General features: G+C 71.4%; 24 protein-coding genes and 1 tRNA gene. 8 read left to right on the top strand and 17 right to left on the bottom strand.

Features of this window, described 5'->3' with window-relative positions; translation table 11 throughout:
* Positions 1 to 42: 42 nt before the first annotated feature.
* The gene (locus M8I34_RS31915; RefSeq protein ID WP_250055431.1) at positions 43 to 585 is read right to left on the bottom strand and encodes a GNAT family N-acetyltransferase; all 543 of its coding nucleotides are present in this window, start codon (positions 583 to 585) and stop codon (positions 43 to 45) included.
* Positions 586 to 928: 343 nt separating this feature from the next.
* On the bottom strand, positions 929 to 2,077 hold the full coding sequence (locus tag M8I34_RS31910; protein WP_250055429.1) for a glycerophosphodiester phosphodiesterase: 1,149 nt from the start codon (positions 2,075 to 2,077) through the stop codon (positions 929 to 931).
* Between the two features lie 298 nt (positions 2,078 to 2,375).
* On the opposite strand from M8I34_RS31910, the gene M8I34_RS31905 reads away from it, so the two are divergent.
* On the top strand, positions 2,376 to 3,044 hold the full coding sequence (locus M8I34_RS31905; protein WP_030987173.1) for a 1-acyl-sn-glycerol-3-phosphate acyltransferase: 669 nt from the start codon (positions 2,376 to 2,378) through the stop codon (positions 3,042 to 3,044).
* Positions 3,045 to 3,118: 74 nt separating this feature from the next.
* Here the strand turns inward: M8I34_RS31905 and M8I34_RS31900 are convergent, their stop codons facing one another.
* The 6 genes from M8I34_RS31900 to M8I34_RS31875 all read right to left on the bottom strand — a co-directional run bounded on the left by M8I34_RS31900 (position 3,119) and on the right by M8I34_RS31875 (position 10,853).
* On the bottom strand, positions 3,119 to 5,089 hold the full coding sequence (locus M8I34_RS31900) for a bifunctional metallophosphatase/5'-nucleotidase (protein ID WP_250055427.1): 1,971 nt from the start codon (positions 5,087 to 5,089) through the stop codon (positions 3,119 to 3,121).
* A gap of 223 nt (positions 5,090 to 5,312) precedes the next feature.
* Positions 5,313 to 6,950 (bottom strand): MFS transporter, encoded by a 1,638-nt coding sequence (locus M8I34_RS31895; RefSeq protein WP_250055425.1) that lies wholly within the window; start codon positions 6,948 to 6,950, stop codon positions 5,313 to 5,315.
* Positions 6,947 to 7,498, bottom strand: coding sequence for a TetR/AcrR family transcriptional regulator (locus M8I34_RS31890; RefSeq protein ID WP_244415915.1), 552 nt, complete (start codon positions 7,496 to 7,498; stop codon positions 6,947 to 6,949). The genes M8I34_RS31895 and M8I34_RS31890 overlap by 4 nt, the downstream gene beginning before the upstream one ends.
* A 115-nt stretch (positions 7,499 to 7,613) precedes the next feature.
* A complete protein-coding gene (argH, locus tag M8I34_RS31885; protein ID WP_250055423.1) occupies positions 7,614 to 9,056 on the bottom strand; it encodes an argininosuccinate lyase in 1,443 nt (480 codons plus the stop codon).
* 119 nt (positions 9,057 to 9,175) lie between these two features.
* The gene (locus tag M8I34_RS31880) at positions 9,176 to 10,369 is read right to left on the bottom strand and encodes an argininosuccinate synthase (RefSeq protein WP_250055421.1); all 1,194 of its coding nucleotides are present in this window, start codon (positions 10,367 to 10,369) and stop codon (positions 9,176 to 9,178) included.
* Positions 10,370 to 10,484: 115 nt separating this feature from the next.
* A complete protein-coding gene (locus M8I34_RS31875) occupies positions 10,485 to 10,853 on the bottom strand; it encodes a DUF488 domain-containing protein (protein ID WP_250055419.1) in 369 nt (122 codons plus the stop codon).
* 152 nt (positions 10,854 to 11,005) lie between these two features.
* On the opposite strand from M8I34_RS31875, the gene M8I34_RS31870 reads away from it, so the two are divergent.
* Positions 11,006 to 11,079: transfer RNA gene (locus M8I34_RS31870), tRNA-Pro, on the top strand.
* Positions 11,080 to 11,245: 166 nt separating this feature from the next.
* On the opposite strand, the gene M8I34_RS31865 is transcribed toward M8I34_RS31870, so the two are convergent.
* From M8I34_RS31865 to argC, 6 genes are all read right to left on the bottom strand, one after another.
* Positions 11,246 to 12,322 (bottom strand): mechanosensitive ion channel family protein, encoded by a 1,077-nt coding sequence (locus M8I34_RS31865; protein ID WP_244415911.1) that lies wholly within the window; start codon positions 12,320 to 12,322, stop codon positions 11,246 to 11,248.
* Between the two features lie 280 nt (positions 12,323 to 12,602).
* Positions 12,603 to 13,160, bottom strand: a complete 558-nt coding sequence (locus M8I34_RS31860; RefSeq protein WP_030987163.1) for an arginine repressor — start codon at positions 13,158 to 13,160, stop codon at positions 12,603 to 12,605.
* A gap of 8 nt (positions 13,161 to 13,168) precedes the next feature.
* Complete coding sequence (locus M8I34_RS31855; protein ID WP_250055417.1) at positions 13,169 to 14,404, bottom strand: acetylornithine transaminase; 1,236 nt, start codon at positions 14,402 to 14,404, stop codon at positions 13,169 to 13,171.
* A complete protein-coding gene (gene argB, locus M8I34_RS31850) occupies positions 14,401 to 15,318 on the bottom strand; it encodes an acetylglutamate kinase (RefSeq protein ID WP_250055415.1) in 918 nt (305 codons plus the stop codon). Before argB ends, M8I34_RS31855 begins: the two co-directional genes overlap by 4 nt.
* Positions 15,319 to 15,417: 99 nt before the next feature.
* Positions 15,418 to 16,569, bottom strand: coding sequence for a bifunctional glutamate N-acetyltransferase/amino-acid acetyltransferase ArgJ (argJ, locus tag M8I34_RS31845; protein WP_250055413.1), 1,152 nt, complete (start codon positions 16,567 to 16,569; stop codon positions 15,418 to 15,420).
* A 67-nt stretch (positions 16,570 to 16,636) separates the two neighbouring features.
* Positions 16,637 to 17,665: an N-acetyl-gamma-glutamyl-phosphate reductase gene (gene argC / locus M8I34_RS31840; RefSeq protein ID WP_250055411.1), complete on the bottom strand. Its 1,029-nt coding sequence runs from the start codon at positions 17,663 to 17,665 to the stop codon at positions 16,637 to 16,639.
* Positions 17,666 to 17,936: 271 nt separating this feature from the next.
* Here argC and M8I34_RS31835 point away from each other — a divergent pair, with 271 nt between their 5' ends.
* Both M8I34_RS31835 and M8I34_RS31830 read left to right on the top strand, forming a co-directional pair.
* Positions 17,937 to 18,647 carry a DUF6215 domain-containing protein gene (locus M8I34_RS31835; RefSeq protein ID WP_250055409.1) on the top strand — a complete coding sequence of 237 codons (711 nt, stop codon included), beginning with the start codon at positions 17,937 to 17,939 and terminating at the stop codon, positions 18,645 to 18,647.
* Positions 18,648 to 18,837: 190 nt separating this feature from the next.
* Positions 18,838 to 20,445, top strand: a complete 1,608-nt coding sequence (locus tag M8I34_RS31830; protein ID WP_250055407.1) for an alpha/beta hydrolase — start codon at positions 18,838 to 18,840, stop codon at positions 20,443 to 20,445.
* Positions 20,446 to 20,640: 195 nt separating this feature from the next.
* Here the strand turns inward: M8I34_RS31830 and M8I34_RS31825 are convergent, their stop codons facing one another.
* Entirely contained in the window at positions 20,641 to 21,033 is a 393-nt protein-coding gene (locus M8I34_RS31825; RefSeq protein WP_250055405.1) for a DUF5997 family protein, read from the bottom strand.
* A 57-nt stretch (positions 21,034 to 21,090) separates the two neighbouring features.
* Here M8I34_RS31825 and M8I34_RS31820 point away from each other — a divergent pair, with 57 nt between their 5' ends.
* Positions 21,091 to 21,885 carry a LysR family substrate-binding domain-containing protein gene (locus M8I34_RS31820; protein ID WP_250055403.1) on the top strand — a complete coding sequence of 265 codons (795 nt, stop codon included), beginning with the start codon at positions 21,091 to 21,093 and terminating at the stop codon, positions 21,883 to 21,885.
* 176 nt (positions 21,886 to 22,061) lie between these two features.
* On the opposite strand, the gene M8I34_RS31815 is transcribed toward M8I34_RS31820, so the two are convergent.
* A complete protein-coding gene (locus M8I34_RS31815; protein ID WP_250055400.1) occupies positions 22,062 to 22,253 on the bottom strand; it encodes a DUF1059 domain-containing protein in 192 nt (63 codons plus the stop codon).
* Positions 22,254 to 22,373: 120 nt separating this feature from the next.
* Between M8I34_RS31815 and M8I34_RS31810 the strand changes: the two genes are divergently transcribed.
* Both M8I34_RS31810 and M8I34_RS31805 read left to right on the top strand, forming a co-directional pair.
* On the top strand, positions 22,374 to 23,462 hold the full coding sequence (locus tag M8I34_RS31810; protein WP_250055398.1) for a class I SAM-dependent methyltransferase: 1,089 nt from the start codon (positions 22,374 to 22,376) through the stop codon (positions 23,460 to 23,462).
* Between the two features lie 87 nt (positions 23,463 to 23,549).
* Positions 23,550 to 24,299 carry a helix-turn-helix transcriptional regulator gene (locus tag M8I34_RS31805; protein ID WP_250055397.1) on the top strand — a complete coding sequence of 250 codons (750 nt, stop codon included), beginning with the start codon at positions 23,550 to 23,552 and terminating at the stop codon, positions 24,297 to 24,299.
* 54 nt (positions 24,300 to 24,353) lie between these two features.
* Here M8I34_RS31805 and M8I34_RS31800 read toward each other — a convergent pair whose 3' ends face one another.
* Positions 24,354 to 24,899 carry a PadR family transcriptional regulator gene (locus M8I34_RS31800; protein ID WP_250055393.1) on the bottom strand — a complete coding sequence of 182 codons (546 nt, stop codon included), beginning with the start codon at positions 24,897 to 24,899 and terminating at the stop codon, positions 24,354 to 24,356.
* Positions 24,900 to 25,119: 220 nt separating this feature from the next.
* On the opposite strand from M8I34_RS31800, the gene M8I34_RS31795 reads away from it, so the two are divergent.
* Positions 25,120 to 26,073 (top strand): alpha/beta hydrolase, encoded by a 954-nt coding sequence (locus M8I34_RS31795; RefSeq protein WP_250055391.1) that lies wholly within the window; start codon positions 25,120 to 25,122, stop codon positions 26,071 to 26,073.
* The last annotated feature ends 72 nt before the right edge of the window (positions 26,074 to 26,145 follow it).

Genomic DNA, 26,145 nt, shown 5'->3' with positions numbered 1-26,145 from the left:
AGGGCCGGCCCGGCCACCGCGCGGGCCCGCCCTCCCCCCGTGTCATGCCTGGGCGGCGAACTCCCCCTGGCTCCGGCCGGGAGGCGTCCCCACGGCGGTGGTCTCCTGGCGCAGCTCCTTCTCCAGCGTCACCACGCTCAGGCGGGAGGTGAGCTGCTCGGTGCCCACGGGCAGATAGCCGTGGCTGCGGTACAGACGCAGATTGCCCTCGCTGCGGTGCCCGGTGAACAGGCGGAAGCCCGTGACGGACCGCTCGGCCGCCAGCCGCTGCTCGACCGCGTCGAGCAGCCGTCCGCCCAGGCCGTGCCGCTGCATCCGCGGGTGCACGATGAGCTTGGCTATCCGCGCGGTGCCGTCCTCGTCGACCGTGCCGCGCACGGACCCGACCACCTCCTCGCCGAGCCTGGCCACCACCACGCAGGCCTCGCCCAGTTCGGCGCGCAGCGCCTGGAGGGTCTGGGTGAGCGGCTCGATGGCGTAGTCGTCGTACAGCGCGGCTTCCTGCTGGTAGCAGAGGTACTGGAGTTTGAGGATCTGCTCGGCGTCCTGGTCGGTCGCCGCAGAGATGGTCACGCTCGTGCCCATGCGCGTATGCCTCCCCTATTCGGTTTCGCTGGTCCGGGCGCGCTGAGGGTGGTGTGCTGTCCGGGGGACGCTTTCGGTCCCCCGGGGTACGCCCGGAACGGTGTGCCCTGACAGACGGCGCCGTGGGGTACCCGGCGCCGTCATGGCGTGGCTGACGCTGCTTCTTCCGGGATCCCCTGAAGGTGGCAGCGGCAATCTCCGCCGCGAGCATTCTGCGCAGGCATGTGGGGCAAGCGGAACGGACCGGCACCGAGCTCTCCTGTGACATTCCCAACTCAGATGAGAGGGCAGGCGAGGTGTGCCGGTCCGGGCTCCGCAAGCGGCAGGCGGCGGCCGCGTGCGGTCAGTGCTTGCGGAACTGCGCGGCCGCCAGCAGCGCGGTGTCGGGGTTGTCGGAGAACAGACCGTCGATACCGGTGCCGAGCAGGGCCTTGAAGAAGCCGAGCGAGTCGCCGTAGGCGTTCGGGTCGGTGCCGCGGCGGTAGTCGGTCGGCAGGAAGGTGTTCTCGTTGCGGACCGTATACGGGTGGAGCACCAGTCCGGCGGCGTGGGCGTCCTTGACGACGGAGCTGGGCTCGCCGAGCTTGCCGTCCTTGTCCCGCGGGATGATCACGGTCAGGTCCGGGCCGATGCCCTGGGCGAAGCGGGCGAGCCACGTCAGGCCCTCGGGCTTGACCAGGTCGGCGACGGTGCGCGGGTCACCGGTCGCCGTGAAGTCCCAGGGGCGGTCCTTGAGCGTGCCCAGCAGGACGACCTTGGGGCAGTCCACGAGCTTGTCCAGGCGCTGGATGCTGCTGGGCTCGAAGGACTGGAGGAAGTTCGGGGAGTTCTTGCGGTGCCGGCCGTGCGCCCGCAGGGCCTTGGCCAGCCGCTCCTCCAGACCGAGGCCCAGCCCCCGGAAGTAGGTGGGGTGCTTGGTCTCGATGTGCAGCCAGACGCGGCGGCCCCGCTTGCGGCCCTCGCGCTCGGCCCACTGGAGGACCTCCTCGAAGGTCGGCACCTCCCACACACCGTCGTAGAGGGTGTTGTGCTGACGGGTGCCCGGTATGCGCTCCTTGGCGCGCAGCGTCTTGAGCTCGGCGAGCGTGAAGTCCTCGGTGAACCAGCCGGTCAGCTTGACCCCGTCGACGGACTTGGTGGTCTTGCGGTCCGCGAACTCGGGGTGCGCGGAGACATCGGTGGTGGCGGTGATGTCGTTCTCGTGACGGCAGACCAGATGCCCGTCCTTGGTGGGGACGAGGTCCTGCTCGATGACGTCCGCGCCCATGTCCAGGGCGAGTTGGTAGGAGCCGAAGGTGTGCTCGGGGCGGTAGCCGCTGGCGCCGCGGTGGCCGACGATCAGCGGCACGGGCAGCTCCTGGGGCACACCGGCTCGCCGGCCTGCGCTCGCCTGGGCCGCGCTCGCCTGGCCGGCCGTGCCGAATACCGCCGCTCCCGCGCCGAGTGCCGCGGCGCCCAGCACCATCCGTCGTCCCGGCTGCCGATTGTGCATGCGCACGCTCCTTGTGCTCTAGGTGTTCTGTGGTGTTCCAGGTGCTTCCGGGTGTATTCCGGTGGGCGATGAGGCGTGTTGCGCACCGGTCCGGACCACCGGGCTGATCGTAAGCACGGACGGGTCACGCCCGGGAGACGCACGCCAACATCGGGGGGAAGATGGGGGTAACACATGTCAACTGTGCGTATCGACCTCGTGAACCCGATGTGCGAGCGGGAGTGACCCGCGAGTATTGTCCTGGGCTGCAGAGTTCTGCGCCCGCTTGCCGTTGACCAGTCTCGACCCGGAGGGCCCGTTGTCCCGCATTGTGCTGAAGGCGATTCTCGGATTCGTCATGCGTGTCCTGTACCGCCCGAAGGTAGAGGGCATGGAGCGCATTCCGGCGACCGGACCGGTGATCCTGGCCGGCAATCACGTCACCTTCATCGACTCACTGTTCCTGAGCCTGGTCGTCAAGCGCCCGGTGTACTTCATCGGCAAGGACGAGTACGTCACCGGCAAGGGCTTCAAGGGCCGGCTGATGGCCTGGTTCTTCACCAGCTCCGGCATGATCCCGGTGGACCGCGACGGCGGGCACGGCGGGGTCGCCGCGCTGATGACCGGCCGCCGGATCCTGGAGGAGGGCAGCGTCTTCGGCATCTACCCCGAGGGCACCCGCTCCCCCGACGGCCGTCTCTACCGCGGCCGTACGGGCATCGCCCGGCTCACCCTGATGACCGGCGCGCCCGTCGTCCCGTTCGCGATGATCGGCACCGACAAGGTGCAGCCCGGCGGCAAGGGCCGCCCGCACATCGCCCCGGTGACGGTGCGCTTCGGTGAGCCGCTGGACTTCTCCCGCTACGACGGCATGGACCGCGACCGCTATGTGCTGCGGGCCGTCACCGACGAGGTGATGAGCGACGTCATGGAGCTGTCCGGCCAGGAGTACGTCGACATGTACGCCACCAAGGCCAGGGCCGCCTGACCCGATCCGCCTGCGCCGGGCCCCATCCGTTCCTCGGATGGGGCCCGTTGTGCGTGCTGCGCCCGCGCTCCGGGTCAGCAGGGCACCCGGAAGCCGCCGGGGGCGCGCTGGCCCTCGGCGCCGCCGGTCAGCGCCGTACGCAGCGCCGCCTCGGGCCGTGGCACCACGCTGCCGTCGACCTGGAGCAGCTGCTGGCGCTGGGTGACGGTGCCGGTGCGGGCGCCGGGCACCTGCGCGTTCTTGATCGCCACCCGGTTCAGCGGGGCGGGCTTCAGCTGCTTCTTGGTGCGGACGAAGGCGATGAAGCTCTCGAAGTCGCGGGTGTGCCGCACCGGTGCGGTGAACCCGGTGAAGGCGCTGAAGCCGTCCTGGTTGATGAGGGTGTACGAGGGGGCGGCGAGCCGGTACCTGCGGTCGATGTCGAGTGCGGTGCCGTCGATGAACACCTCGGCGGGGTCGATCCGCCGGCCGACCGGACCCGCGGCGTCGAAGGTGTAGCGGACATTGCCGGAGACGGCCAGCGGGGAGAAGCCGAGACCGCCGCCCGCGGTCGGCGCCCACTGTTCCTCCAGCGCGTCATGGATCTGCCGGCCGGTGACGGTGACGGTCAGGATCGGGTCGCCGAAGCCTACGGAGTTCCAGGCCTGCGCGAAGGTGACGGTGCCGTTCGTCTCCCCGTCACGGATCAGGTCGCCGGCGATCACCGCCTGGCCGACGCGCGGTGCCACCGCGATGACGGCGAGATCCGCGGGGGTGTTGGGGTGTTGGGCGGGGTCGTCCATCGGGCCGCGCGGCTGCCGGCCCGCCCACAGGGCCCAGTCGGCGACGAGGTTGCCCATGGTGGACTCCCCCACCGCGTTGCGCCGCCGGGTGAAGGAGGCGGTCTGGGTGCCGATCTTGCTGCGGGCGCGCCGGGTGGCGTAGCCCGCCCAGTAGCCGGCGATCGAGCGCAGCTCCGGGTCCGGCGTCACCTCGCGGGTGTTGGGGTGGTTGACGGAGGTGGTCAGCTCCCGGACCACCGATCCGGTGTCCGGGTCGAGACGCAGATTGATCTCGTTGATGATCTGGCCGTAGCAGCCCGCCTCGACGAAGGGGCGGGGGTCGCCGTTGGGGTCGGGCAGCATCATCGTGAAGGCGCAGTGCCAGTGGCCGGTGACGATGGCATCGATGTCGGGCGAGGCGCGCAGCGCCAGTTCGTACGCGGGCCCCGAGGGGTTCTTGCCGCTGGAGAAGTCGCTGCCGGCCACCGCGCCGTCGTGCATGGAGAGCACGATCGCATGGACGCCGCGTGACTTGAGCTCCGCGGCGCAGCGGTTGGCGGTCTCCAGCTCGTCCAGGGTGCGCAGGCCCGGCTGGTAGGAGCCGGGGAAGGACTCGGTGCCGATGGCGGTCAGATGGATGAAGCCGATCGCCAGCCGGCGGCCGCGGCCGGCGTCCACGTACTCGATGTTGTACGGCGGCAGTACGGTTTCGCCGTTCGCGTTCCACACCAGGTTCGCGCTGTAGTAGGGGAACTTCGCGCCCTCGAAGCGGCGTCCGGTGGAGTCCTTGAAGTCGTCGTCCCGTCCCACGACCGGGAAGGCGTCGCCGTCCGCCATGTGCGAGGTCAGGAAGGTCGCCGACTTGTCGAACTCGTGGTTGCCGGCCGAGGCGAAGTCCAGGCCCATGGCGTTGAGCGCTTCGATGGTGGGCTCGTCGGCGAAGGAGGAGGCGTCGAACTCCCAGCCGGAGAAGAGGTCACCGGGGGCGAAGAAGAGCGAGTTGCGGCGGCCGTCCCTCAGCCGCTCCAGGTGGGCGGCCATAGAGGCCACGCCGCCGACGGTGTACTTCTTTCCGCCGGCGCCGGTGATGATCGAGTTGGCACCCGGGGCGCCCTGAAGATAGCCGTGCAGATCGGTGATGTTGAGGAGCTGGACGTCGACGTATTCGTCGGCGGTGGCCGCGTCGCGGGCGTGGCCGGTGGCGTAGGCGTTGCTGCCGATGGCGCTCGCGGTGGCCAGAGCCCCCGCGGCGGTGAAGAAGGAGCGTCGTCCGATGTCGCGCACTGCGTCACTCTCCTGAGCGGGCCGTCCGTGAGGGGACGACGGGAGAGTCAAGCAAGCCGCTCGGGACGGCCGGTCACCACGATGCGTACCGGGCGTGAACGTGCGGGGGACAGTCGCCCCCAGGGCGTGTCCTGTGGATCATGGCGGTTGCAGGTGCCTTGATCCACAGGACACGCCCTGAGGCGCGGTGTGTGCCCGCCGTCCGGCGGATCGGCCGTACGGCTTACGGGCGTTCCGCCGGGCCGCCGGGCGCCGGTCCGGACCCATGGCCCGGCTTCGGGCCGGCCGCGGAGAGCACCGCGGTGGCCGGCGGGGCCGGGCTGTTCGCCAGCTCCTGGCCGCGGAGCAGGAACCACGCGGCCACCGCGGCGGACAGCAGGACCACCGCGCCCACCCCGGCCGCGACGTCCACGCCCTGGACGAAGGAGTCCTGAGCGGCCTTCACCAGCGCGGCGCCCTGGTCGGCGGGGAGTTGGCCGGCCGTCTCGAAGGCGCCGCCGAGCGACTCACGGGCGGCGTCCGCGGTGGGTTCGGCCACCCCGGGGGGCGTGGCGAAGCCGCGGTAGATGCCGGTGACGATGGAGCCGAGCAGGGCGATACCGAGGGCCGCGCCCAGTTCGTAGGCGGTCTCGGAGACGGCGGAGGCGGCGCCCGCCTCCTCCTTGGGGACGCTGGAGAGGATCACGTCCGCGGTGACGGTGAACGAGAAGCCCGCGCCGACTCCGACGACGAAGAGGATCACGCACAGCGCCGCGGTGCCGGTGTCGCCGTGCAGGGTGGTGCAGCCGACGAGCGAGAGCCCGACCACCGCGAGGCCGCCGGCGACCACGATCCTGACCGACAGCCGCCGGGCGACCCACCCGGCCGCCAGACCGGCGCCCACCGCGCCGACCGCGGCCGGGAGTTCGACGAGCCCCGCGTTCAGTGGCGAGCGCAGCTGCACCATCTGGAGGAACTGGGAGAGGAAGAAGACCAGCCCGGACAGTCCGAGGATGGTCAGCAGGTCGGCCAGCACCGCTCCGGAGAACCCGCGGTGGTGAAAGAGCTTCATGTTCAGCAGCGGCGAGGGGAGGGTGAGCTGCCGCCGGACGAACACGAAGAGGGCGAGCACACCGATGACGGCGGTCAGCGCGATGTCCCAGCGGTAGCCGTGCACCGCCGCTTCCTTGATGGCGTAGACGACACAGACGATGCCCACCAGGGCCAGCAGGACGCTGGGGATGTCCCAGGGGCCGGGGTCCGGGTTGCGCGACTCCGGGATGACCTTGGCGCCGACGGCCACCAGCAGCAACATCACCGGCAGGTTGATCAGGAAGACCGATCCCCACCAGAAGTGCCCCAGCAGAAAACCGCCGAGCACCGGCCCCACGGCCATACCCGCCGAGGCCATCGCGCCCCAGATGCCGACGGCCAGGCTGCGTTCCTTGGGGTCGTGGAAGAGGTTGCGGATCAGCGCCAGGGTGGACGGCATCAGCGTCGCACCGGCCACGCCCTGGAGCGCACGGGCGAGGATCATCATCTCGGGCGTGGAGGCGTACGCGGCGAGCACCGACATCGCGCCGAAGCCGACGGAGCCGATCAGCAGCAGCTTCTTGCGGCCGATGCGGTCGCCGAGGCTGCCCATGGAGACCAGCAGGCCGGCGATGACGAAGGAGTAGATGTCACCGATCCACAGCAGCTGCGTCCCGGAGGGCTGGAGGTCTTCGCTGAGGAAGGGGGTGGCGAGGCCGAGGACCGTGGCGTCGACGCCGACCAGCAGCACGGCGAGGACGAGGACGGCGAGCGCGAGCCAGCGGCCCGGGCGGGGCTGGTCGTCCACATGGGCCGAACCTGCCGGTCCTGACGCTATGGTCTCGGTCATTTCTCCATGCTCCGTCGGATGCCGCCGAGCAGCAGCTCGGCGATCGAGTGGTTGAGGTCGTTGCGGGCGACGCGCCCTTCGTACACGGCCCAGGCGCCGGCGCCGATCAGGCCGTAGAAGGCCTCGGTGAGCCAGGCGGCGCTCAGATCGATCCGGAAGTCGCCCTCTTCCTGGCCGCGGCGGAAGAGGGCGGCGATGCGGGCGTCCAGCTCGGCCCAGCCGGCGTTGATCTCGCCGTCCTCGAAGAGCTGGTTCTCGGTGAAGAGGAAGGCCAGTACGGCGGCGACCGGTTCGGCTTCGGCGATCAGCCGGCGCAGCGCGTCGGCGGCGTCCCCCTCCTCCAGCCGCGCCACGTCCATCGCCTGCACGAACTGGGCGATCCCGTGCTCCTCCAGCGCCCTGATCAGGGCGTCCCGTCCGGCGAAGTGCCGGTGCAGGGTCGCGCGGCTGATGCCCGCCGCGCGGGCGATCTCGTCCATCGGCGTCGATGCCCGCCGCGTGAGCAACGCGGCGGCTTCCTTGAGTACGCGTTCGCGGTCCAGGGCCATGAGACACACACTAGCCGAATGAGACACCAATGTCTCATCTGGGGTCCGCGCATACGACGGCGGCCCGCCCCCGGTCTCTCCCGGGGGCGGGCCGCCGTCACACATGTCCGTACGGTCAGGGCAGCTCGGTGACCTTCTTGGCCGCCGCCCACTCCTGCTGCTTCACCAGATCGGTGCGGACCTCGGCGAGCTGGACCGCCACCGCCGAGGGCGCCGTACCGCCCCGGCCGCTGCGCGAGGCGAGGGCCCCGGGAACGTTGAGGACGCCGCGGACCTCGGGCGTCAGATGCGGCGAGATCTTGGCGAACTGCTCGTCGGTGAGCTGGTCCAGCTCGATGCCGAGCCCCTCGCACTCCTTGACGCACTCACCGGCGACCTCATGCGCCACCCGGAACGGCACACCCTGCTTGACCAGCCACTCCGCGATGTCGGTGGCCAGCGAGAAGCCGGCCGGGGCCAGCTCCTCCATGCGCTCGCGGTGGACGGTCAGCGTGGCCATCATGCCGGTGAACGCCGGGAGCAGCACCTCCAGTTGGTCGCAGGAGTCAAAGACCGGCTCCTTGTCCTCCTGGAGGTCACGGTTGTAGGCGAGCGGCAGCGCCTTGAGGGTCGCCATCAGGCCGGTCAGGTTGCCGATGAGGCGGCCCGACTTGCCCCGCGCCAGCTCGGCGATGTCCGGGTTCTTCTTCTGCGGCATGATCGACGAGCCGGTGGAGAAGGCGTCGTGGAGCGTGACGAAGGAGAACTCCTTCGTGTTCCAGAGGATGATTTCCTCGGCGATCCGGGAGAGGTTCACCCCGATCATCGCGGTGATGAAGGCGAACTCCGCGGCGAAGTCACGGGAGGCCGTGCCGTCGATGGAGTTGCCGGCCGAGCCGTGCTCGAAGCCGAGGTCCGCGGCGACCGCCTCCGGGTCGAGGCCGAGCGAGGAGCCGGCCAGCGCGCCCGAGCCGTACGGGGAGACGGCGGTGCGCTCGTCCCACTGCCGCAGCCGCTCCGCGTCCCGGGACAGCGACTGCACATGCGCCAGCACATGGTGGGCGAAGAGCACCGGCTGGGCGTGCTGGAGGTGGGTGCGGCCCGGCATCGCGACGTCCGGGTGGGCCTCGGCGAGGCCGACCAGCGCCTCCTGGAGGTCGGCGATCAGCCCGCCGATGATCCGGGCGTGATCGCGCAGATACATCCGGAAGAGCGTGGCGACCTGGTCGTTACGGGACCGGCCGGCCCGCAGCTTGCCGCCGAGGTCCGGACCGAGCCGCTCCAGCAGCCCGCGCTCCAGGGCGGTGTGGACGTCCTCGTCGGCGATGGTGCCGGTGAACGAACCGTCGGCGACGTCCCGTTCGAGCTGGTCGAGACCGGCGGTCATCCGCTCCAGCTCGTCGGCGGTCAGCAGTCCGGCCCGGTGGAGCACCCGGGCGTGCGCACGCGAGCCCGCGATGTCGTAGGGGGCCAGCCGCCAGTCGAAGTGGACGGACGCCGACAGCTGGGCCAGCGCCTGGGCCGGGCCGTCGGCGAACCGACCGCCCCAGAGCCGGACGTCACCGCTGTTGCTGCTCACTGCTGCTCCTCAAGGCTGCTTCGGATGTGCCGCTCCCCCACGGCCTTGAGGGCCAGGAGGTGTCGCCGCCCGCCGCGAGGGCGGGGAGGCGGTGTGCGTACGGACGTAACGAGACGGGCTCAGGCCAGGTCGCGCTTGGCCGCAATCTTGCTCGACATGCCGAAGAGCTCGATGAAGCCCTTCGAGAGCGACTGGTCGAAGGTGTCGCCGGAGTCGTAGGTCGCGAGGTTGAAGTCGTACAGCGACTGGTCGGACCGCCGGCCGGTGACCACCGCGCGGCCGCCGTGCAGAGTCATCCGGATGTCGCCGCTGACCTGCTGGTTGGCCTCGTCGAGGAAGCCGTCCAGGGCGCGCTTGAGCGGGGAGAACCACAGGCCGTCGTAGACCAGCTCGCCCCAGCGCTGCTCGACCTGCCGCTTGTAGCGGGCCAGTTCGCGCTCGACGGTGACGTTCTCCAGCTCCTGGTGCGCGGTGATCAGCGCGATCGCGCCGGGCGCCTCGTACACCTCACGGGACTTGATGCCGACCAGCCGGTCCTCGACCATGTCGATCCGGCCGACGCCCTGGGCGCCGGCCCGCTCGTTGAGCTGCTGGATCGCCTGGAGGACGGTGACGGGCTTGCCGTCGATGGCGACCGGGACACCCTCCTTGAAGGAGATGACGACCTCGTCGGCCTCCCGCTGGGTGGCCGGGTTCTCGGTGTACTCGTACACGTCCTCGATCGGGGCGTTCCAGATGTCCTCCAGGAAGCCGGTCTCCACGGCCCGCCCGAAGACGTTCTGGTCGATGGAGTACGGCGACTTCTTGGTGGTCGCGATCGGCAGCTTCTTGTCCTCGCAGAACGCGATCGCCTTGTCCCGGGTCATCGCGTAGTCGCGGACCGGGGCGATGCACTTCAGGTCGGGGGCGAGGGAGGAGATACCGGCCTCGAATCGGACCTGGTCGTTGCCCTTGCCGGTGCAGCCGTGGGCGACGGTGGTGGCGCCGTGCTTGTGGGCGGCGGCCACCAGGTGCTTGACGATGGCCGGCCGGGAGAGCGCGGAGACCAGCGGGTAGCGGTCCATGTACAGGGCATTGGCCTTGATCGCCGGGAGGCAGTACTCGTCGGCGAATTCGTCCTTGGCGTCCGCGACCTCGGCCTCGACCGCGCCACAGGCGAGCGCGCGCTTGCGGATGACCTCCAGGTCCTCGCCGCCCTGGCCGACGTCCACGGCAACGGCGATGACCTCGGCGCCCGTCTCCTCGGCGATCCAGCCGATGCAGACAGAGGTGTCCAGGCCCCCCGAGTAGGCGAGTACGACGCGCTCGGTCACGGCTTTCTCCTTACGATCCATGCACTGATAGGTATAAGTATGCACTCGACCGTATGTTTCGTCAATGCGCCGAGGAAGATGCGGCCGAGGGACGGGCCGGCGGCGGGGCGCGACCTCACGGCCCCTCCCGCAGCACCTCCGTCAGGACGGTCACATGGCTCGCCGACAGTTCCTTCGTCGCCGTCAGGAGCGTCAGCGGCCCCTCCTCGGCGAGCTCCCGCAACCGCTCCAGCGCCCGCCGGGCCGTCCCCTGCGACAGCTCCTCGCGATAGCGCGCGGCGAACCCCTCGAAGCGCTCCCCCTCGTGCCCGTACCAGCGCCGTAGCTCGGTCGAGGGCGCCACGCCCTTGCACCACCCGGTCAGCTGCGCATCCGCCTTGGACAGCCCGCGCGGCCAGAGCCGGTCGACCAGGACCCGCGCCCCGTCCGCCGGCTCGGGTGACTCGTACACCCGGCGCGCACGGACGGCATCACCTGCGGACATATCACCCATATTCCTATCGAACCATGGGAGCGCACCCCCTGCCGGGAGCCCGGAAAGGGCGCTGCGGGGGACCCGCTTTGGATTCATGGGCCCGGACAGGGTATTTTTCTTCTGCACGCCCCGGCCGGGAGTTCTCCGGCCGGTATGAGCACCGGGACGTGGCGCAGCTTGGTAGCGCACTTGACTGGGGGTCAAGGGGTCGCAGGTTCAAATCCTGTCGTCCCGACGGTGTTTTTGCAGGTCAGAGGCCGCTTCCGAGATATCGGAAGCGGCCTTTGCCGTTGCCTTGGCCGCTCCCCTACGGGGGCCTCGCCCCGGCCTGCCGGTGGGCGGACGCGGAGCGAGGCGCGAGCGGGGCCACAAGCGGCCTCCATGGCGTGGGCGGCTGCCGCCTACGCCACCGGGTCCGCCACCCCGCGCGGGTGCGGTATCGCTATCTCCTCCGGCTTCTGGAGTGCCACGGTCCGCGCCGGGGAGGGAATCCTGATGCCCTCGGCCCGGTAGCGCTGGTGGAGACGCTTGATGAACTCGTGCTTGATCCGGTACTGGTCGCTGAACTCGCCGACCCCGAGGATCACCGTGAAGCTGATCCGGGAATCGCCGAAGGTGTGGAAGCGCACGGCCGGTTCATGGTCCGGGTCACCGCCGTTGACGTCGGTCATCACGCTCTCGACGACCTCGGTGGTGACCCGCTCGACATGCTCGAGGTCGCTGTCGTAGCCGACCCCCACCTGGACCAGGATCGTCAACTTCTGTTCCGGCCGGCTGAAGTTGGTCATGTTGGTGTCGGCCAGCTGGCGGTTGGAGATGATCACCAGGTTGTTGGAGAGCTGGCGCACCACGGTGTTGCGCCAGTTGACGTCGACGACATAGCCCTCCTCACCGCTGCTGAGCCGGATGTAGTCACCGGGCTGCACGGTCTTCGAGGCGAGGATGTGCACACCGGCGAAGAGGTTGGCGAGGGTGTCCTGCAACGCCAGCGCGACCGCGAGACCACCCACACCCAGCGCGGTCAGCAGCGGGGCGATGGAGATGCCCAGGGTCTGGAGCACGACGAGAAAGCCCATCGCCAGCACCACGATGCGGGTGATGTTGGCGAAGATGGTGGCCGATCCGGCCACGCCGGACCGGGACTGCGCCAGGGTCTTCACCAGACGGGTGATCACCCGGGCCGCGGTGAGCGTGACGACCAGGATGAGCAGGACGGTCAGCGTCCGGTTGACGGTGTGTCCGACCGCCTCCGTCAGCGGCAGCGCCGCGGCGGCCGCCGCCAGACCGGCAGTGATCGCCGCCCACGGGACCACGGTCCGCAGGGCGTCGACGATGATGTCGTCCCCGCTCCACCGCGTCCGGAGCGCGTGCTTGCCCAGCCACCGCAGGGCCACCCGCAGCACCAGGCCGGCCGCGAGACCGGCGGCCAGCGCGACCCCGGCGACGATCATGTCGTGCAGCGTGAAAGCCCGGTTCACCGGCCGGCTCCCGGGGTCCGGGGGAACGGCTGTGCTATGAGCCGGATGTGATGTGTCGTCACCAAGTCACCTGCTTGTCTCTAAGGCTGCGAATGCGCCGGGACATCCGTGGACTCCCCGACGCGAACTGCCATCCTGCCGCATGCGGTTCGGCATGCGGCGCGGGGCCCGGAGGGGGATCGCCGAACGGCCGCCTCCCGGGGGAGACGGCCGTTTCAGGGAGTGCTGGTGTGACAGGTGAGCAGCGCGAAGGACGGCCTTGCGCGCGCCTCGGTACGCCTCAGTGCGCCTTCTGCGCCAATCGCAGCAGATGGTCGGCGAGCGCCTGGCCGCCCGCCGGGTCGCGGCTGATGAGCATCAGGGTGTCGTCGCCCGCGATGGTGCCGAGGATGTCGTGGAGCTCGGCCTGGTCGATGGCCGAGGCCAGGAACTGGGCGGCGCCCGGCGGGGTGCGCAGGACAACGAGGTTGGCGGAGGCCTCGGCGGAGATGAGGAGTTCGCCGGAGAGGCGGCGCATCCGCTCCTCCTTGGCCGACTCGCCCAGCGGTGCCCGTGGCTTGCGGTCGCCGCCCTCGCTGGGCACCGCGTAGATCAGCTCACCACCGGTGTTGCGGATCTTGACCGCACCCAGCTCGTCCAGGTCGCGGGAGAGCGTCGCCTGGGTGACGGACAGGCCGTCGTCGGCGAGCAGCTTGGCGAGCTGGCTCTGGGAGCGGACCGGCAGCCGGTTGAGGATGTCCACGATCCGGCGGTGGCGGGCGGTGCGGGTCTGCGGCACGGCCTGGCCGCCGTTCTGCGCCTCGTTGTCCTGCGGCTCGTTGTCCTGCGGCTCGCTCATCGTTGTCGTCAGTCTCCGGCTCGTTGTTCCCCGTCGGCCCCTTGGCGGACCGTGTTCAGGACGCCCGGGAGCTTGTGGAGGAACACTTCCGCTTCGTCGTCGGAGACGATCAGCGGCGGGGCGAGCCGGATGACATCCGGCGCGACCGCGTTCACCAGGAGGCCCGCGTCCTGAGCCGCCTGCTGCACCTGCGGCGCGAGCGGCTCCGTCAAGACGATACCCAGGAGGAGGCCCGCACCGCGGACCTGGCTGATCAATGGGTGGCCCAGGGCCTCGGTCCCCTTCCTCAGCCGCTCGCCGACCCGCGTGACGTTCTCCAGGATGCCGTCCGCCTCGATGGTGTCCAGGACGGCGAGGGCGCCGGCGCAGACGACCGGGTTGCCGCTGAACGTCGAGCCGTGCGAACCGGGCGTGAGCAGCTCGGCGGCCCGGCCGAAGGCCAGCGTCGCACCGATCGGCAGACCGCCGCCCAGCCCCTTGGCGAGGGTGATGATGTCGGCCTCGACGCCCTGCGCCTGCGACTCCAGCCAGTGTCCGGTACGGCCGATGCCGGTCTGGATCTCGTCGAGGACCAGCAGGGTGCCGGTGGCGGCGGTGATCTCGCGGGCGGCCCGGAGGTAGCCGGGCGGCGGGACGATGACGCCGTTCTCGCCCTGGACGGGCTCCAGGATGACGAAGGCGGTGTCGGTGGTGACGGCGGCGCGGAGGGCCTCGACGTCCCCGTACGGGATGTAGTCGACGTCGCCGGGCAGCGGTGCGAACGGCGCCTGCTTGGCGGGCTGGCCGGTGAGGGCGAGGGCGCCCATGGTGCGGCCGTGGAAGCCGCCGGCCGTGGAGACCATGTGGCGGCGCCCGGTCAGCCGGCCGATCTTGAAGGCGGCCTCGTTGGCCTCGGCGCCGGAGTTGGAGAAGTAGACCCGGCCGGGGCGTCCGGCCAGCGCGAGCAGCCGCTCCGCGAGGGCCACGGTGGGCTCGCTGACGAAGAAGTTCGAGACATGGCCGAGGGTGGCGACCTGGTCGGAGACGGCGCGGACCACGGCGGGGTGGGCATGGCCGAGGGAGTTGACCGCGATGCCGCCGAGAAAGTCGAGGTACTCGTTGCCGTCGGCGTCCCACACCTTGGCGCCCTCACCGCGGACGAGGGGGATACGGGGGGTGCCGAAGTTGTCCATCATGGCGCCCTGCCAGCGCCCGGTGAGGCCCTTGTTGGTCGCCGGCCCGTGGCCGTGTGCCGCGTCGCTCATGTCGCCCCCTCGATCGTGTTCGCGTCCGGCACGACCATCGTGCCGATTCCTTCGTCGGTGAAGATCTCCAGCAGGATCGAGTGCTGGACCCGCCCGTCGATGACCCGTGCCGTGTGGACGCCGTTGCGGACGGCGTGCAGACAGCCCTGCATCTTGGGGACCATGCCGCTGGCCAGGTCGGGCAGCAGCTTCTCCAGTTGGGTGGCGGTGAGGCGGGAGATCACCTCGTCGCTGTTCGGCCAGTCCTCGTAGAGGCCCTCGACGTCGGTGAGCACCATCAGCGTCTCGGCGCCGAGGGCGGCGGCCAGCGCGGCCGCTGCCGTGTCGGCGTTGACGTTGAAGACTCCGGAGGCATCGTCCTCGTCGCTGCTGCGGGCGATCGAGGAGATGACCGGGATCCGGCCGTCGTCCAGGAGCGCCTGGACCGCGCCGGGGTCGATGGCGGTGATCTCGCCGACCCGGCCGATGTCCACCCGCTCGCCGTCGATATCGGCGTAGTGCTTGGTCGCGGCCATCAGATGGGCGTCCTCGCCGGTCATGCCGACGGCCAGCGGGCCGTGCTCGTTGAGCAGGCCGACCAGCTCACGCTGCACCTGGCCGGCCAGCACCATCCGCACGACGTTCATCGCCTCGGGGGTGGTGACCCGCAGGCCGCCCTTGAACTCCGACTCCAGGCCGAGCAGGTCCAGCTGGGCGCTGATCTGCGGGCCGCCGCCGTGTACGACGACGGGGCGCAGTCCGGCGTGCCGCAGGAAGACCACGTCCTGGGCGAAGGCCCGCTTGAGCTCCTCGTCGACCATGGCGTTGCCGCCGAACTTGATGACGACGGTCTTGCCGTGGTGCCGGGTCAGCCAGGGCAGCGCCTCGATCAGGATGCGGGCCTTGGGGAGCGCGGTGTGCTTACGGGCGTTCATGCGTCGGCCTCACTTCTCCCCACGCTGCGCGCGGGAGGTACCCCCGGGCGGGCTGTGTGCACAGCACGCGCCCCTGAATGACGTGCTCGCTGCGCTCGTTCATGAGGAGTACGCGCTGTTCTCGTGGACGTAGTCGGCGGTCAGGTCGTTGGCCCAGATGACCGCGGACTCGGTGCCGGCGGCGAGGTCGGCGGTGATGCGTACCTCCCGGTAGCGCATGTCGACCAGCTCGCGGTCCTCCCCCACCGAGCCGTTCTTGCAGACCCAGATGTCGTTGATGGCGACGTTCAGCTGGTCGGGCTCGAAGACGGCGGAGGTGGTGCCGATGGCGGAGAGCACCCGGCCCCAGTTGGGATCCTCGCCGTGAAGGGCGCACTTGAGGAGGTTGTTGCGGGCGATGGAGCGGCCGACCTCGACCGCGTCGTCCTCGCTCGCCGCGCCCACGACCTCGATCCTGATGTCCTTGCTGGCGCCCTCGGCGTCCCCGATCAGCTGCCGTGCCAGGTCGTCGCAGACCGCGCGCACCGCCTCGGCGAACGCGGCGGTGTCCGGTACGACGCCGAAGGCGCCGGAGGCGAGCAGCAGCACCGTGTCGTTGGTCGACATACAGCCGTCGGAGTCGACCCGGTCGAAGGTGGTACGGGTCGCGGCCCGCAGCGCCGTATCGAGGCCGGCGGCCGGCACATCGGCGTCGGTGGTCAGCACGACGAGCATGGTGGCCAGGCCCGGAGCGAGCATGCCGGCGCCCTTGGCCATCCCGCCGACGGTCCAGCCGTCCCGCGTGACGACCGCGGTCTTGTGCACGCTGTCGGTGGTCTTGATGGCGATGGCGGCCTTCTCGCCGCCGTGCTCGGTCAGCTCGGCCGCGGCGCGGTCGATGCCGGGCAGCAGCTTGTCCATCGGGAGCCGCAGGCCGATCAGGCCGGTGGAGGCGATCGCCACCTCACCGGCGTTGAGCCCCAGCACCTCGGCGGCCTGCTCGGCGGTGGCGTGGGTGTCCTGGAAGCCGAGCGGGCCCGTACAGGCGTTGGCGCCACCGGAGTTGAGGACGACGGCGGAGACCGTGCCGCCCTTGAGGACCTGTTCGGACCAGACGACCGGTGCGGCCTTGACGCGGTTGGAGGTGAAGACACCGGCGGCGGCCAGCCGGGGACCGTTGTTCACCACGAGGGCGAGGTCCGGGTTGCCGTTCTCCTTGAGCCCGGCGGCGATGCCCGCGGCCGTGAACCCTTGTGCTGCCGTGACGCTCACTGCTTCTTCTCCTCCATCGCTTCGCCGGCCCCGCCGGTCACGCTGTGCTGCACCGGGTCCGTCCGTGTCACGGAGCGACCCCGACCTTCGGAAGCCCCGTCTCCTCGGGGAGACCCAGGGCGATGTTCATGCTCTGCACCGCGCCGCCCGCGGTCCCCTTGGTGAGGTTGTCGAGCGCGCTGATCGCGATGATCCGGCCGGCCGCCGCGTCGAAGGTCACCTGGATCTGGGCGGTGTTGGACCCGTAGACGGCGGCGGTCGACGGCCACTGGCCCTCGGGCAGCAGCTGGACGAACGGCTCGTCGGCCAGCGCCTTCTCGTACGCGGCCCGTACGGCGGCGGCGTCCACGCCGGGCTTCGCCTTCGCCGAGCAGGTGGCGAGGATGCCGCGCGACATGGGGGCCAGGGTCGGGGTGAAGGAGACGCTGATCCGCTCGCCGGCCACCGCGCTCAGGTTCTGGATCATCTCGGGGGTGTGCCGGTGTCCGCCGCCGACGCCGTACGGGCTCATCGAGCCCATGACCTCGGAGCCCAGCAGATGCGGCTTGAGCGCCTTGCCGGCGCCGGAGGTGCCGGTGGCCGCGACGATCACGGCCTCGGGCTCGGCGAGCCGGTCCGCGTACGCGGGGAACAGGGCGAGCGAGACGGCCGTGGGGTAGCAGCCCGGGACCGCGATGCGCCGGGTCCCCTGGAGTGCGCCGCGGCCCCCGGGCAGCTCCGGCAGGCCGTACGGCCAGGTGCCCGCGTGCGCCGAGCCGTAGAACGCCTCCCAGTCGCCGGCGTCGCCGAGCCGGAAGTCGGCGCCGCAGTCCACGACGAGCACGTCGGGCCCGAGCTCCTCGGCGACCGCGGCGGACTGGCCGTGCGGCAGCGCGAGAAAGACGACGTCGTGCCCGGCCAGCACCTCCGCGGAGGTCGGCTGGAGCTCCCGGTCGGCCAGCGGCGCCAGATGCGGTTGCAGCGCACCCAGGCGCTGCCCGGCGTTGGAGTGCCCGGTCAGCGCGCCGATCTCCACCTCCGGATGCCCCAGAAGCAGGCGCAGCACCTCACCACCCGCATACCCGCTCGCACCGGCCACTGCTGCTCGTACCGTCATGGACCTCTCCTCCTCGATGGCATGACTATACGGACAGTGGCAGTTTTATGCAATGAGGCGTGGTCGGGGGCCCTCTTCGGAGGGGCTCGGGCTTCAGCGGGCCCGTGAGGGATGTGGCTCCTCGGGTGGGCGCTCGCGGTGACCCCCAGGGCGGGCGGGTCGGCGCTCCGGGCGAGGTTGGCACTCGGTGACGGACGGATCTCTTGTCCGCCTGATGATCACGGGTTAAGGTCCCCGGGCACGTATCGGGGGATCATGGCAGGTGGGGGATATGGCAGACGATATCGGCACGGCCGTGACGGGCGCGGGCGCTGTCGGGCAGGCGCTTGCGGCCGTGGCGCTGGTGGCGGCACTCGGTGTCGGTCTGTGGACGGTCGGGGAGTCGTCGCCCCCGGACAGCGACCCGCCGCCCGCCACGTGCTCGGGCGGGGAGCCCGAGAAGGCGGCGGGTGCGTCCGGAAAGGCGCGTCGGCCGGTCTCCGGGGCGCAGCTGTGCAAGGCGTTGAACCGTCCCGACCTCGCTGAACTGCTCGGCACACCGGGGGAGCCCGTGAAGACCGCCGGCGGCAGCAGCAGCTCCACCAGGTTCGGCAACGGCAAGGAGATCGCCACTCCCTCGGCGCAGGTCGAGTTCGGGACCTACACCGTGAACCTGTCGGCCACCTACGACCGTCATCCGGTGGCCGGATCCGCCGGACTTCTGGGGGCGGGCGCGCGGCAGCGGAAGGTTCTGGGCCGCCCGGCGGTCATCTACGCGGACCGCACCCTCAGCATCAGCTTCCGCCTCGACGGGAAGGACAGCGCCGGCGGCCCCGGCGTTCCGGCCCGCACCGTCACCGTGGCCCGGGACGCGAAGGACAGCGGCGGCTCCTTCGAGGTGTCCCTGTGGCGCACGGACGGCGCGGTGCCGGACGACGCGGTGCTGCTCCGCGTCGCCGAGAAGGTGCTGCCGACGATCCCGTGGTGGGCTGCCGGCGCCTGACGCGAAGGGCCCGCCTCCACCCGAGGCCGGCCCCGGCCGACGGCCTTGAGGAGCCCGCCTGGCGGAGCTCGCCTCATTCGGCCGCCGTGGGCTCGCGCGCCGTGCCGGACCGCAGTGTCGTTGACACCGGATGCGTGCCGGTGCTCAAGGCGCGGCGGCATCAGGCGCTCAGCCAGGAAGAGGACCGGGCATGCTCATATCGGGATTCCTCGCGGGCCGTCGGCGTTGGGCCGCGGCCCTCGCCGCGTCGGTGATCAGCTCGACGGTGTTCGGCGTGCCGGATCCCGCTCCGGCTGCCACCAGGTCGCCTTCGGTGCCCGCCCCGCAGCTGGACTGGAGACCGTGCGCCCAGGACAGAGCGTTCGACTGCGCGACGGCAAAGGTCCCGCTGGACTACCGCAGGCCGGGTGGTCGCACCATCGAGCTGGCAGTCGTCAAACGGAAGGCGACCGCCCCCGGAAGCCGCATCGGCACCCTGTTCTTCAGCCCCGGCGGTCCCGGCGGCCCCGGGACGGTGCAGATGCCGCAGGTGTACAAGCACTTCCCGCAGCAGGTACGGGAGCGGTTCGACATCATCAGCTGGGACCCCCGGGGAATCGGCAACAGCACCGCGGTGAACTGCTTCGACAGCCCCGAGGAAGCCGCCGCCTGGACCGCCGGCAGACCGGCCGGCTTCCCGGTGGGCGCACAGCAGCGGAGGACCTGGATCGCTGCCTACCGGGATCTGGCCCGGCGCTGCCACCGGCATGACCCCGAGCTTCTGCGCCATGTGTCGACCGCCGACACCGCACTCGACCTCGACCAGCTCCGCCGGGCCGTGGGCGACCCGCAACTCACCTACCTCGGCGTCTCCTACGGCTCGTTCCTGGGCTCCACCTACGCCAACCTCTTCCCCGGCAAGGTCCGCGCCATGGTCCTCGACAGCAACATCGACCCGCAGGCCTGGACGAACCACGCCTCGCCCGGCGACCCCCGGCTCCCGATCTTCCTGCGCGTGGGCTCCGACCTCAGCGCGGCCACGACGCTGGACAAGTTCCTCGCCCTGTGCGGCTCCACCACCACCGCCCGCTGCGCCTTCTCCGCCGGCAGCCCCACCGCGACCCGGGACAAGTTCGACCGGCTGATGCAGCGCCTCCGGAAGCATCCGCAGGGCACGTGGACGTACGGCGGCACCGTCGGCGACGCCGTGTACTCCCTCTACACGGTCCACCCCGGATGGACGGACCTCGCCGCCAGGCTCCAGGACCTGTGGCAGGGAGGCGTCCCGCCGCCCACCCCGCCCCAACCGGTGGTTCCGTACCTCGGCGAGGAACAGGCCGCTGCCGTGCTCTGCTCCGACAGCCCCAATCCACGTGACCCCGGTGCGTACCACGCCATCGAGACGGCCAGCGCCCTCCGTGCGGGCGACGCCGGACGCTTCTGGACCTGGGCCGCCGAGCCGTGTGCCACCTGGCCGGCCCTGGCCGCCCACCGCTACACCGGCCCGTGGAACACCCCCACGGCGCACCCCATCCTGTTGGTCGGCACCACCGACGACCCCTCCACTCCGTACCGGGACTCCCAGGCCTTGGCCAAGGAACTGGCCGACGCCCGCCTGCTCACCCATCACGGGTACGGGCACACCGAACTGATCAACCCCAGCAGCTGCGTCGGCGACCACGAGAGCCGCTACCTCATCGACGGCACCCTCCCGCCGGCCGGAACGACGTGCCGGCAGGACACGCCCCCCTTCGCCGCCACCAGGCCACAGGGCGGCGTGGCCACCGGCGGCGGGGCGATGGCCGGCCTCGCCTCCTGAGTCCGGTACCGAGTCCGGTGCGGGCAAGGCCGGCACGTCAGGGATGTGCGGGCCGGCACGCAAAAGATGCTGTGGCCGGCCCTCGCCCCGTCGGGCGAAGACCGGCCACAGCATCCATGAGCGGGCGCCTGTGTGCCGGCGCCGCTCAGCAGTCCGTGGTGCGAAGCCGCCGGGAGCGGCAGGTCAGGAGCGCGGTCAGCCGGTCTGCTCGTCCCGGGCCGCCTTCTTCTCCTTGATGCGGACCGCTTCCTTGCGGACCTCGGCCTGGGTGGCGCGTTCCTGCTGGAGCCACTCGGGGCTCTCCTGCTTCAGGGCGTCGATCTGCTCCGTGGTGAGCGGCTCGGTGACCCCGCCGCGCGCGAGGCCCGAGATGGAGATGCCCAGCTTCGCCGCGACCACCGGCCGGGGGTGCGGGCCGTTGCTTCGCAGCTCCTGGAGCCACTGGGGCGGATCGGCCTGGAGCGCGTTCAACTCGGTGCGCGAGACGACACCCTCCTGGAACTCGGCGGGGGTGGCCTCGAGGTACACACCCAGCTTCTTCGCCGCGGTTGCGGGCTTCATCGTCTGGGTGGTCTGGTGCGACGTCATGTGTCAAGGGTATCGAGCATGTGCGCTACTGCCGACCACGACCGGTAACCTGGCGGAGTGACTGGCTCGGAAGAATCCCCTGCGTTCCGGCTCGCGTACGTCCCGGGGGTGACGCCCACGAAGTGGGTGCGGATCTGGAACGAGCGGCTGCCCGACGTCCCGCTGGCCCTGGTGCCGGTGTCCGCCGCCGACGCCTTCGACCTGCTGCGGGACGGCGGCGCCGACGCGGGCTTCGTGCGGTTGCCGGTCGACCGGGAGGATCTCAGCGCGATCCCCCTCTACACCGAGACGACGGTGGTCGTGATCCCCAAGGACCACCTCGTGACGGCGGTCGAGGAGGTGTCCGCGGAGGATCTGGCCGACGAGATCGTGCTGCACCCCCTCGACGACACCCTCGACTGGGAGCGCCCCCCGGGCCGGCCCGCGAACGAGCGCCCCGCCACCACCCTGGACGCCGTCGAACTGGTCGCGGCAGGGGTGGGACTCCTCGTCGTCCCGCAGTCCCTCGCCCGTCTGCACCACCGCAAGGACCTCACCTACCGGCCGGTCGCGGACGCCCCCGCGTCACGCGTCGCGCTGTCGTGGCCGCAGGACGAGACCACCGACCTGGTCGAGGACTTCATCGGGATCGTCCGCGGGCGGACCGTCAACAGCTCACGGGGGCGCCGCCCGTCCCCGGCCCCGGCACAGCCGAAGGCCAAGCGTCCGGAGACGGGCGGTGCCCGGCGCAAGACCGCGGCGGGCAAGCCGGCCGGCAACGGCTCCCGCGGCGGTTCCGGCGGCCGGAGCGGTTCCGGCAGCACCAAGGGCGGCAAGGGCGGCACGCGGGGCAAGCCGCGCCGTCGCTCGTAGCTCCGCCGCCGCTGTTCGCCGCTCCCCCGCCCGCACCGCTGTTCACAGCCAGCCCCCTCGCCACCGTGTGCGGCACCCGGCGCACCCGGCTCCCGGCGCCGCGCTGCCCGCGTGCTCGGCGCACCCGGGCACGGCAGCGCCGCCCCGGGCCGAGGGCGGCGTGTCACTGTCGTTCGTCAGGCGTGCTGCGGAAGCTCGTCCTTCATCGAAGACCTGATCTGTTCCCGCAGCTCCGGGCTCTCCGTGTGCCCATGGACGGATATCGCGTGCTCACTGGCGGCGCGGAGCACTTCCTCCTCCTCGCCGGAGATGACGAGGGTGCAGTTCATCTCGCTCGGGTAATCCCGGCAGTCGATCTTTTTGCGCATGGGGCACCTCCTCCACCCCCAGTGTCGGCCGGTGCCGCCGGCCGCCGTATACGGCGAATCCCGTATGGCGTGCGGGGTGGCCGGCCTGCTGGAGTGAGGGAGGACGAGGAGGTGACGGCGATGACGACCTCCGCCGGGGTGAACCCCGGCGCCGCGGTGGACGAGGACCGGGTACAGCGGTTCCTGGAGAAGGTGATCACCGACACCGGCGCCGCGGTCGCCGGTCTGTGCACCTCGCTCGGTGACCGCCTCGGTCTGTACACGGCCATGGCCGGCGCCGGTCCGCTCACCTCCGCACAGCTCGCCGCCCGTACGGGACTGGCCGAGCGCTATGTGCGCGAATGGCTGGCCGCCCAGGTCGCCGGGGAGTACATCGGCTACGCGCCCGGCACCGACACCTACCTCCTGCCCGACGAGCACGCCGCCGTCCTGGCCGACCCGGATCTGCCGACGTACGCGGCGGGCTTCTCCACGCTGCTCCAGGCGATCTACGCCACCGAGGACACCCTCATGGAGGCTTTCCGCACCGGCGAGGGCGTCGGCTGGGAGGAACACGGCCCGGCGCTGTTCGCCGGCAGCGCGAAGTTCTTCCGCCCCGGCTACGCGGCCTCACTGGTACCGGAGTGGCTGACCGCGCTGGACGGCGTGGTGGAGAAGCTGGAGCGCGGTGCCCGGGTCGCGGACGTGGGATGCGGCTACGGCTACTCCACGACGCTGATGGCGCAGGCCTTCCCCCGGTCGCACTTCGACGGCTTCGACTTCCACCGCCCGTCCGTCGAAGCGGCCCGCGGCCTCGTGGCCGAGCAGGGACTGGACGACCGGGTCAGCTTCGAGGTCGCCACCGCCCAGGACTTCCCCGGCGAGGACTTCGACCTGATCACGTTCTTCGACTGCCTGCACGACATCGGCGATCCGGGCGGCGCGCTGCACCACGCCGAGCAGGCACTGGCCGACGGCGGAACCTGCATGGTCGTCGAGCCGAACGCCTCGGCCGACGCGCAGGAGAACGCCAACCCCATCGGCCGGGCGCTGACCGCCGCCTCGGTCGCCGTCTGCCTGCCGTCCGCGCTGGCCCAGCACGGACCGCAGGCACTGGGAAACCACGCGGGTGAGGAGGCGATGCGGCAGATCGCCGACGAGGCCGGACTCCACCACTGGCGACTGGCCGCGGAGAGCCCCGTCAACCGCGTCTATGCCGTCGGGCGCTGAGGCGCCTGACGCGCCCGGCCGGTCTTCCCCCGGCCGGCCGGGTGGCCCTCGTTTGACGGACCCCTGCCCCCTCGGCACGCTGGAAACATGAGCACGGCCGCGGAGGCCGGCCTGCGGCGCATTCTCGCCGTCGTGGACCTTCTGATCGATGCCGTCGACGAGGAGACCCTGGTCCCGGCATTGCTCCCGCTGCTGCTCGGCGCCGTTCCCGGGGACAGCATCGTCTGGTCCCCCCGGGCCGGCTCCGCCGAGCGGCCGCTCACCCTCCCCGCCGGTCTGCTGACGCCGGACGTACGGGACGCGTTCGCGCGCGAGTCGGCGGCGGACTCCCTGGTCACCCACACCACCCTCGGCCCCGGCACCCCGATGCGCCGCTCGACGCTCCAGACCCGCAGCGAATTCCATGCCCTCGCCGCCTACCGCGACGTCTACCACCCGTTGGACGCCGAGCAGCAGCTCGCGATGTCGTTCCCCGCGGGCTACGCCGGCGGTGTACCGCGGAAGGTCTGTGTGGCGATCAGCCGCAGCGGCAGCGACTTCTCCGACGACGATGTGGCGGCCGCCGCCCTGCTGCGCACCCGGCTCAGCCACGTCCTCAACCGGCTCGCCCCGCCGCCGCTTCCGCCCTCCCCCGTCACCCTCCGCGAATCCGCCGTACTCGCCCTGCTCGCCCGCGGCCTGACGAACCAGCAGATCGCGCACCGGCTGGCGATCAGCCCGCGCACCGTCGACAAGCATCTGGAGCACGCCTACGCGAAGCTGCGGGTGGGCGGCCGGGTCGAGGCGGCGAACGCGTGGCTGACCCGTGGCCGGACGGCGGTACGGAGCGCGCGGTGACGACGGCAGAGAGCGCGCCGTAGGGCCCCTCCGGCGCGCCGGCTTCACGGCGGCTCAGTCGTCGAGCCGCTCCGGATCGGCGGCCATCGACTCCCAGAACTCGGCATGGGCCCGCTCGTGCAGCACTCCCAGCCGCAGCACCCGTGCGCGCGAGCGCTGCCGGGAATCCGCCGACGGATCGAGCGCAGCGCGCAGCGACGCATAGTGGGCGAGCAAGGTGCGGTGGCGTTCCGCCTGTTGTGTGGCGAGGGCGACGATGTCGGAGGGGTCGCCGAGGTCGGCGAAGAAGAGCTTCAGCTGCGCCGGGTCGCGGGTTTCCGCCTCGGCCGTGTCCGGGTCGGCCAGCCAGCGCTCCAGTGCGGCGCGGCCGGCGTCGGTGAGGTGGAAGATCCGCCGGCGGCGGCCCGCCGTCTCGGTCTCCTCCCGCAGCAGCCCGGCCCCCGCCAGCTCCGGCGGGATCCGGTACAGCTGCGCATGGAGGATCGGCCAGAAGGGCTGGATGTCGTCCTCGACCCGGGCCTTGAGCTCGTACGGCGTCATCGGCCCGTGCCGGGCGATCAGACCGAGCACGACATATCTCGCCGGGCTGTACTCCGCCATCGCCGCCCCTCACTCCCCTTGACACCCTCTCAATGAGACCATAACTTTCCTCCCGTTGAGACGATATCAATGAGATGGTTTGACGTTCGGCGGGCTACGCGGACCGTCGACCGGACGGGGAGGCGAAGTGACGGTGAGAGACGGAATCCATGCGGGAGATCTTCGGGCGACGGGGGAGGCGGGAGAGGCTACGGGGGCTAGGTCTTCGGCGGGCGTCGACGTGCACCCGTATGTCCATCCGGAACTGGCCGGTGTCCTGGCCGCGTTGCCGGAGCGGCCGGAGAATCCGTACACCGATGTCGAGGCGACCCGCGCCGCATTCCGGGCGCTGATGGCACCGCGGATGCCCGCACACGACCCCCGGGTCGGCATCCGGCAGCTGTCCGTCCCCGGGCCGGACGGCAACAGCATCGACGTGCAGGTACTGCGCCCCGCCGGGGCCGAGGTCATGCTGCCGGGGGTGCTCTACCTCCACGGGGGCGGCTTCGCGTACGGGGAGTTGGACGGGCCCAGCCCCATGGCGCGCGACGTCTGCGCCGCCGTCGGGGCGGTCGTGGTCAATGTGCACTACCGGCTGGCGCCCGAGCACCGGTATCCCGCGGGCGTCGAGGACTGCTACGCCGTCCTGGAGTGGATGGCCGCGGCCGCCGGTGACCTCGGCCTCGACGCCGGGCGGATCGCCGTCACCGGAGCGTCCGCGGGCGGCGGTCTGAGCGCCGCCCTGTGCCTGATGGCCCGCGACCGCCGGGGGCCGCGGATCGCCTTCCAGAGCCTGCTCGTTCCCTGTCTCGACGACCGGGGCGGCACCGCGTCCCTGCGGCGCGTCACGGACCGGCGCATCATCAACGGCGACGGCATCCGGCACACCTGGGACACCTACCTGGGCCCCGGCCGGGGCGCCGAGGTCCCCGCGTACGCGGCGCCCGCCCGCGCCACCGACCTCTCGGGCCTCCCGCCCGCCTACCTCCTCACCTGCGGCCTCGACCCCCTGCGGGACGAAGGGCTCGACTACGCCCGCCGCCTGATGGAGGCGCAGGTGGCCGTCGAGGTCAGGGACGTCCCCGGCGCCTGGCACTTCTTCGAGGCGTACGCCCCGCACAGCGCCCTGGCGCGGCGGACCACCACGCACTGGCTGGACGCGCTGCGCACGGCGCTGACGGAGGGCTGCGGGTAACGGAGGGCCGGGGGGAGCGGAGGGCCGGGGGGAGCGGAGGGCCGGGGGGAGCGGAGGGCCGGGGGGAGCGGA

Source organism: Streptomyces sp. MCA2 (genome assembly GCF_023544705.1).
In the GTDB taxonomy this organism is placed as follows: domain Bacteria; phylum Actinomycetota; class Actinomycetes; order Streptomycetales; family Streptomycetaceae; genus Streptomyces; species Streptomyces decoyicus.
This window is presented reverse-complemented; position numbering and strand designations above follow the sequence as displayed.

Bases quoted from the DNA above. Each gene is read 5' to 3' on its own strand.
- M8I34_RS31825 (WP_250055405.1), bottom strand. From the start codon at position 21,033: ATGACGTCGCACCAGACCACCCAGACGATGAAGCCCGCAACCGCGGCG.
- M8I34_RS31815 (WP_250055400.1), bottom strand. From the start codon at position 22,253: ATGCGCAAAAAGATCGACTGCCGGGATTACCCGAGCGAGATGAACTGC.
- M8I34_RS31855 (WP_250055417.1), bottom strand. From the start codon at position 14,404: ATGAGCGACGCGGCACACGGCCACGGGCCGGCGACCAACAAGGGCCTC.
- M8I34_RS31890 (WP_244415915.1), bottom strand. From the start codon at position 7,498: ATGGCCCTGGACCGCGAACGCGTACTCAAGGAAGCCGCCGCGTTGCTC.
- M8I34_RS31830 (WP_250055407.1), top strand. From the start codon at position 18,838: ATGCTCATATCGGGATTCCTCGCGGGCCGTCGGCGTTGGGCCGCGGCC.
- M8I34_RS31915 (WP_250055431.1), bottom strand. From the start codon at position 585: ATGGGCACGAGCGTGACCATCTCTGCGGCGACCGACCAGGACGCCGAG.
- M8I34_RS31800 (WP_250055393.1), bottom strand. From the start codon at position 24,899: ATGGCGGAGTACAGCCCGGCGAGATATGTCGTGCTCGGTCTGATCGCC.
- M8I34_RS31810 (WP_250055398.1), top strand. From the start codon at position 22,374: ATGACGACCTCCGCCGGGGTGAACCCCGGCGCCGCGGTGGACGAGGAC.
- M8I34_RS31835 (WP_250055409.1), top strand. From the start codon at position 17,937: ATGGCAGACGATATCGGCACGGCCGTGACGGGCGCGGGCGCTGTCGGG.
- argC (WP_250055411.1), bottom strand. From the start codon at position 17,665: ATGACGGTACGAGCAGCAGTGGCCGGTGCGAGCGGGTATGCGGGTGGT.
- M8I34_RS31875 (WP_250055419.1), bottom strand. From the start codon at position 10,853: ATGTCCGCAGGTGATGCCGTCCGTGCGCGCCGGGTGTACGAGTCACCC.
- M8I34_RS31860 (WP_030987163.1), bottom strand. From the start codon at position 13,160: ATGAGCGAGCCGCAGGACAACGAGCCGCAGGACAACGAGGCGCAGAAC.
- argB (WP_250055415.1), bottom strand. From the start codon at position 15,318: ATGAACGCCCGTAAGCACACCGCGCTCCCCAAGGCCCGCATCCTGATC.
- M8I34_RS31910 (WP_250055429.1), bottom strand. From the start codon at position 2,077: ATGCACAATCGGCAGCCGGGACGACGGATGGTGCTGGGCGCCGCGGCA.
- M8I34_RS31805 (WP_250055397.1), top strand. From the start codon at position 23,550: ATGAGCACGGCCGCGGAGGCCGGCCTGCGGCGCATTCTCGCCGTCGTG.
- M8I34_RS31895 (WP_250055425.1), bottom strand. From the start codon at position 6,950: ATGACCGAGACCATAGCGTCAGGACCGGCAGGTTCGGCCCATGTGGAC.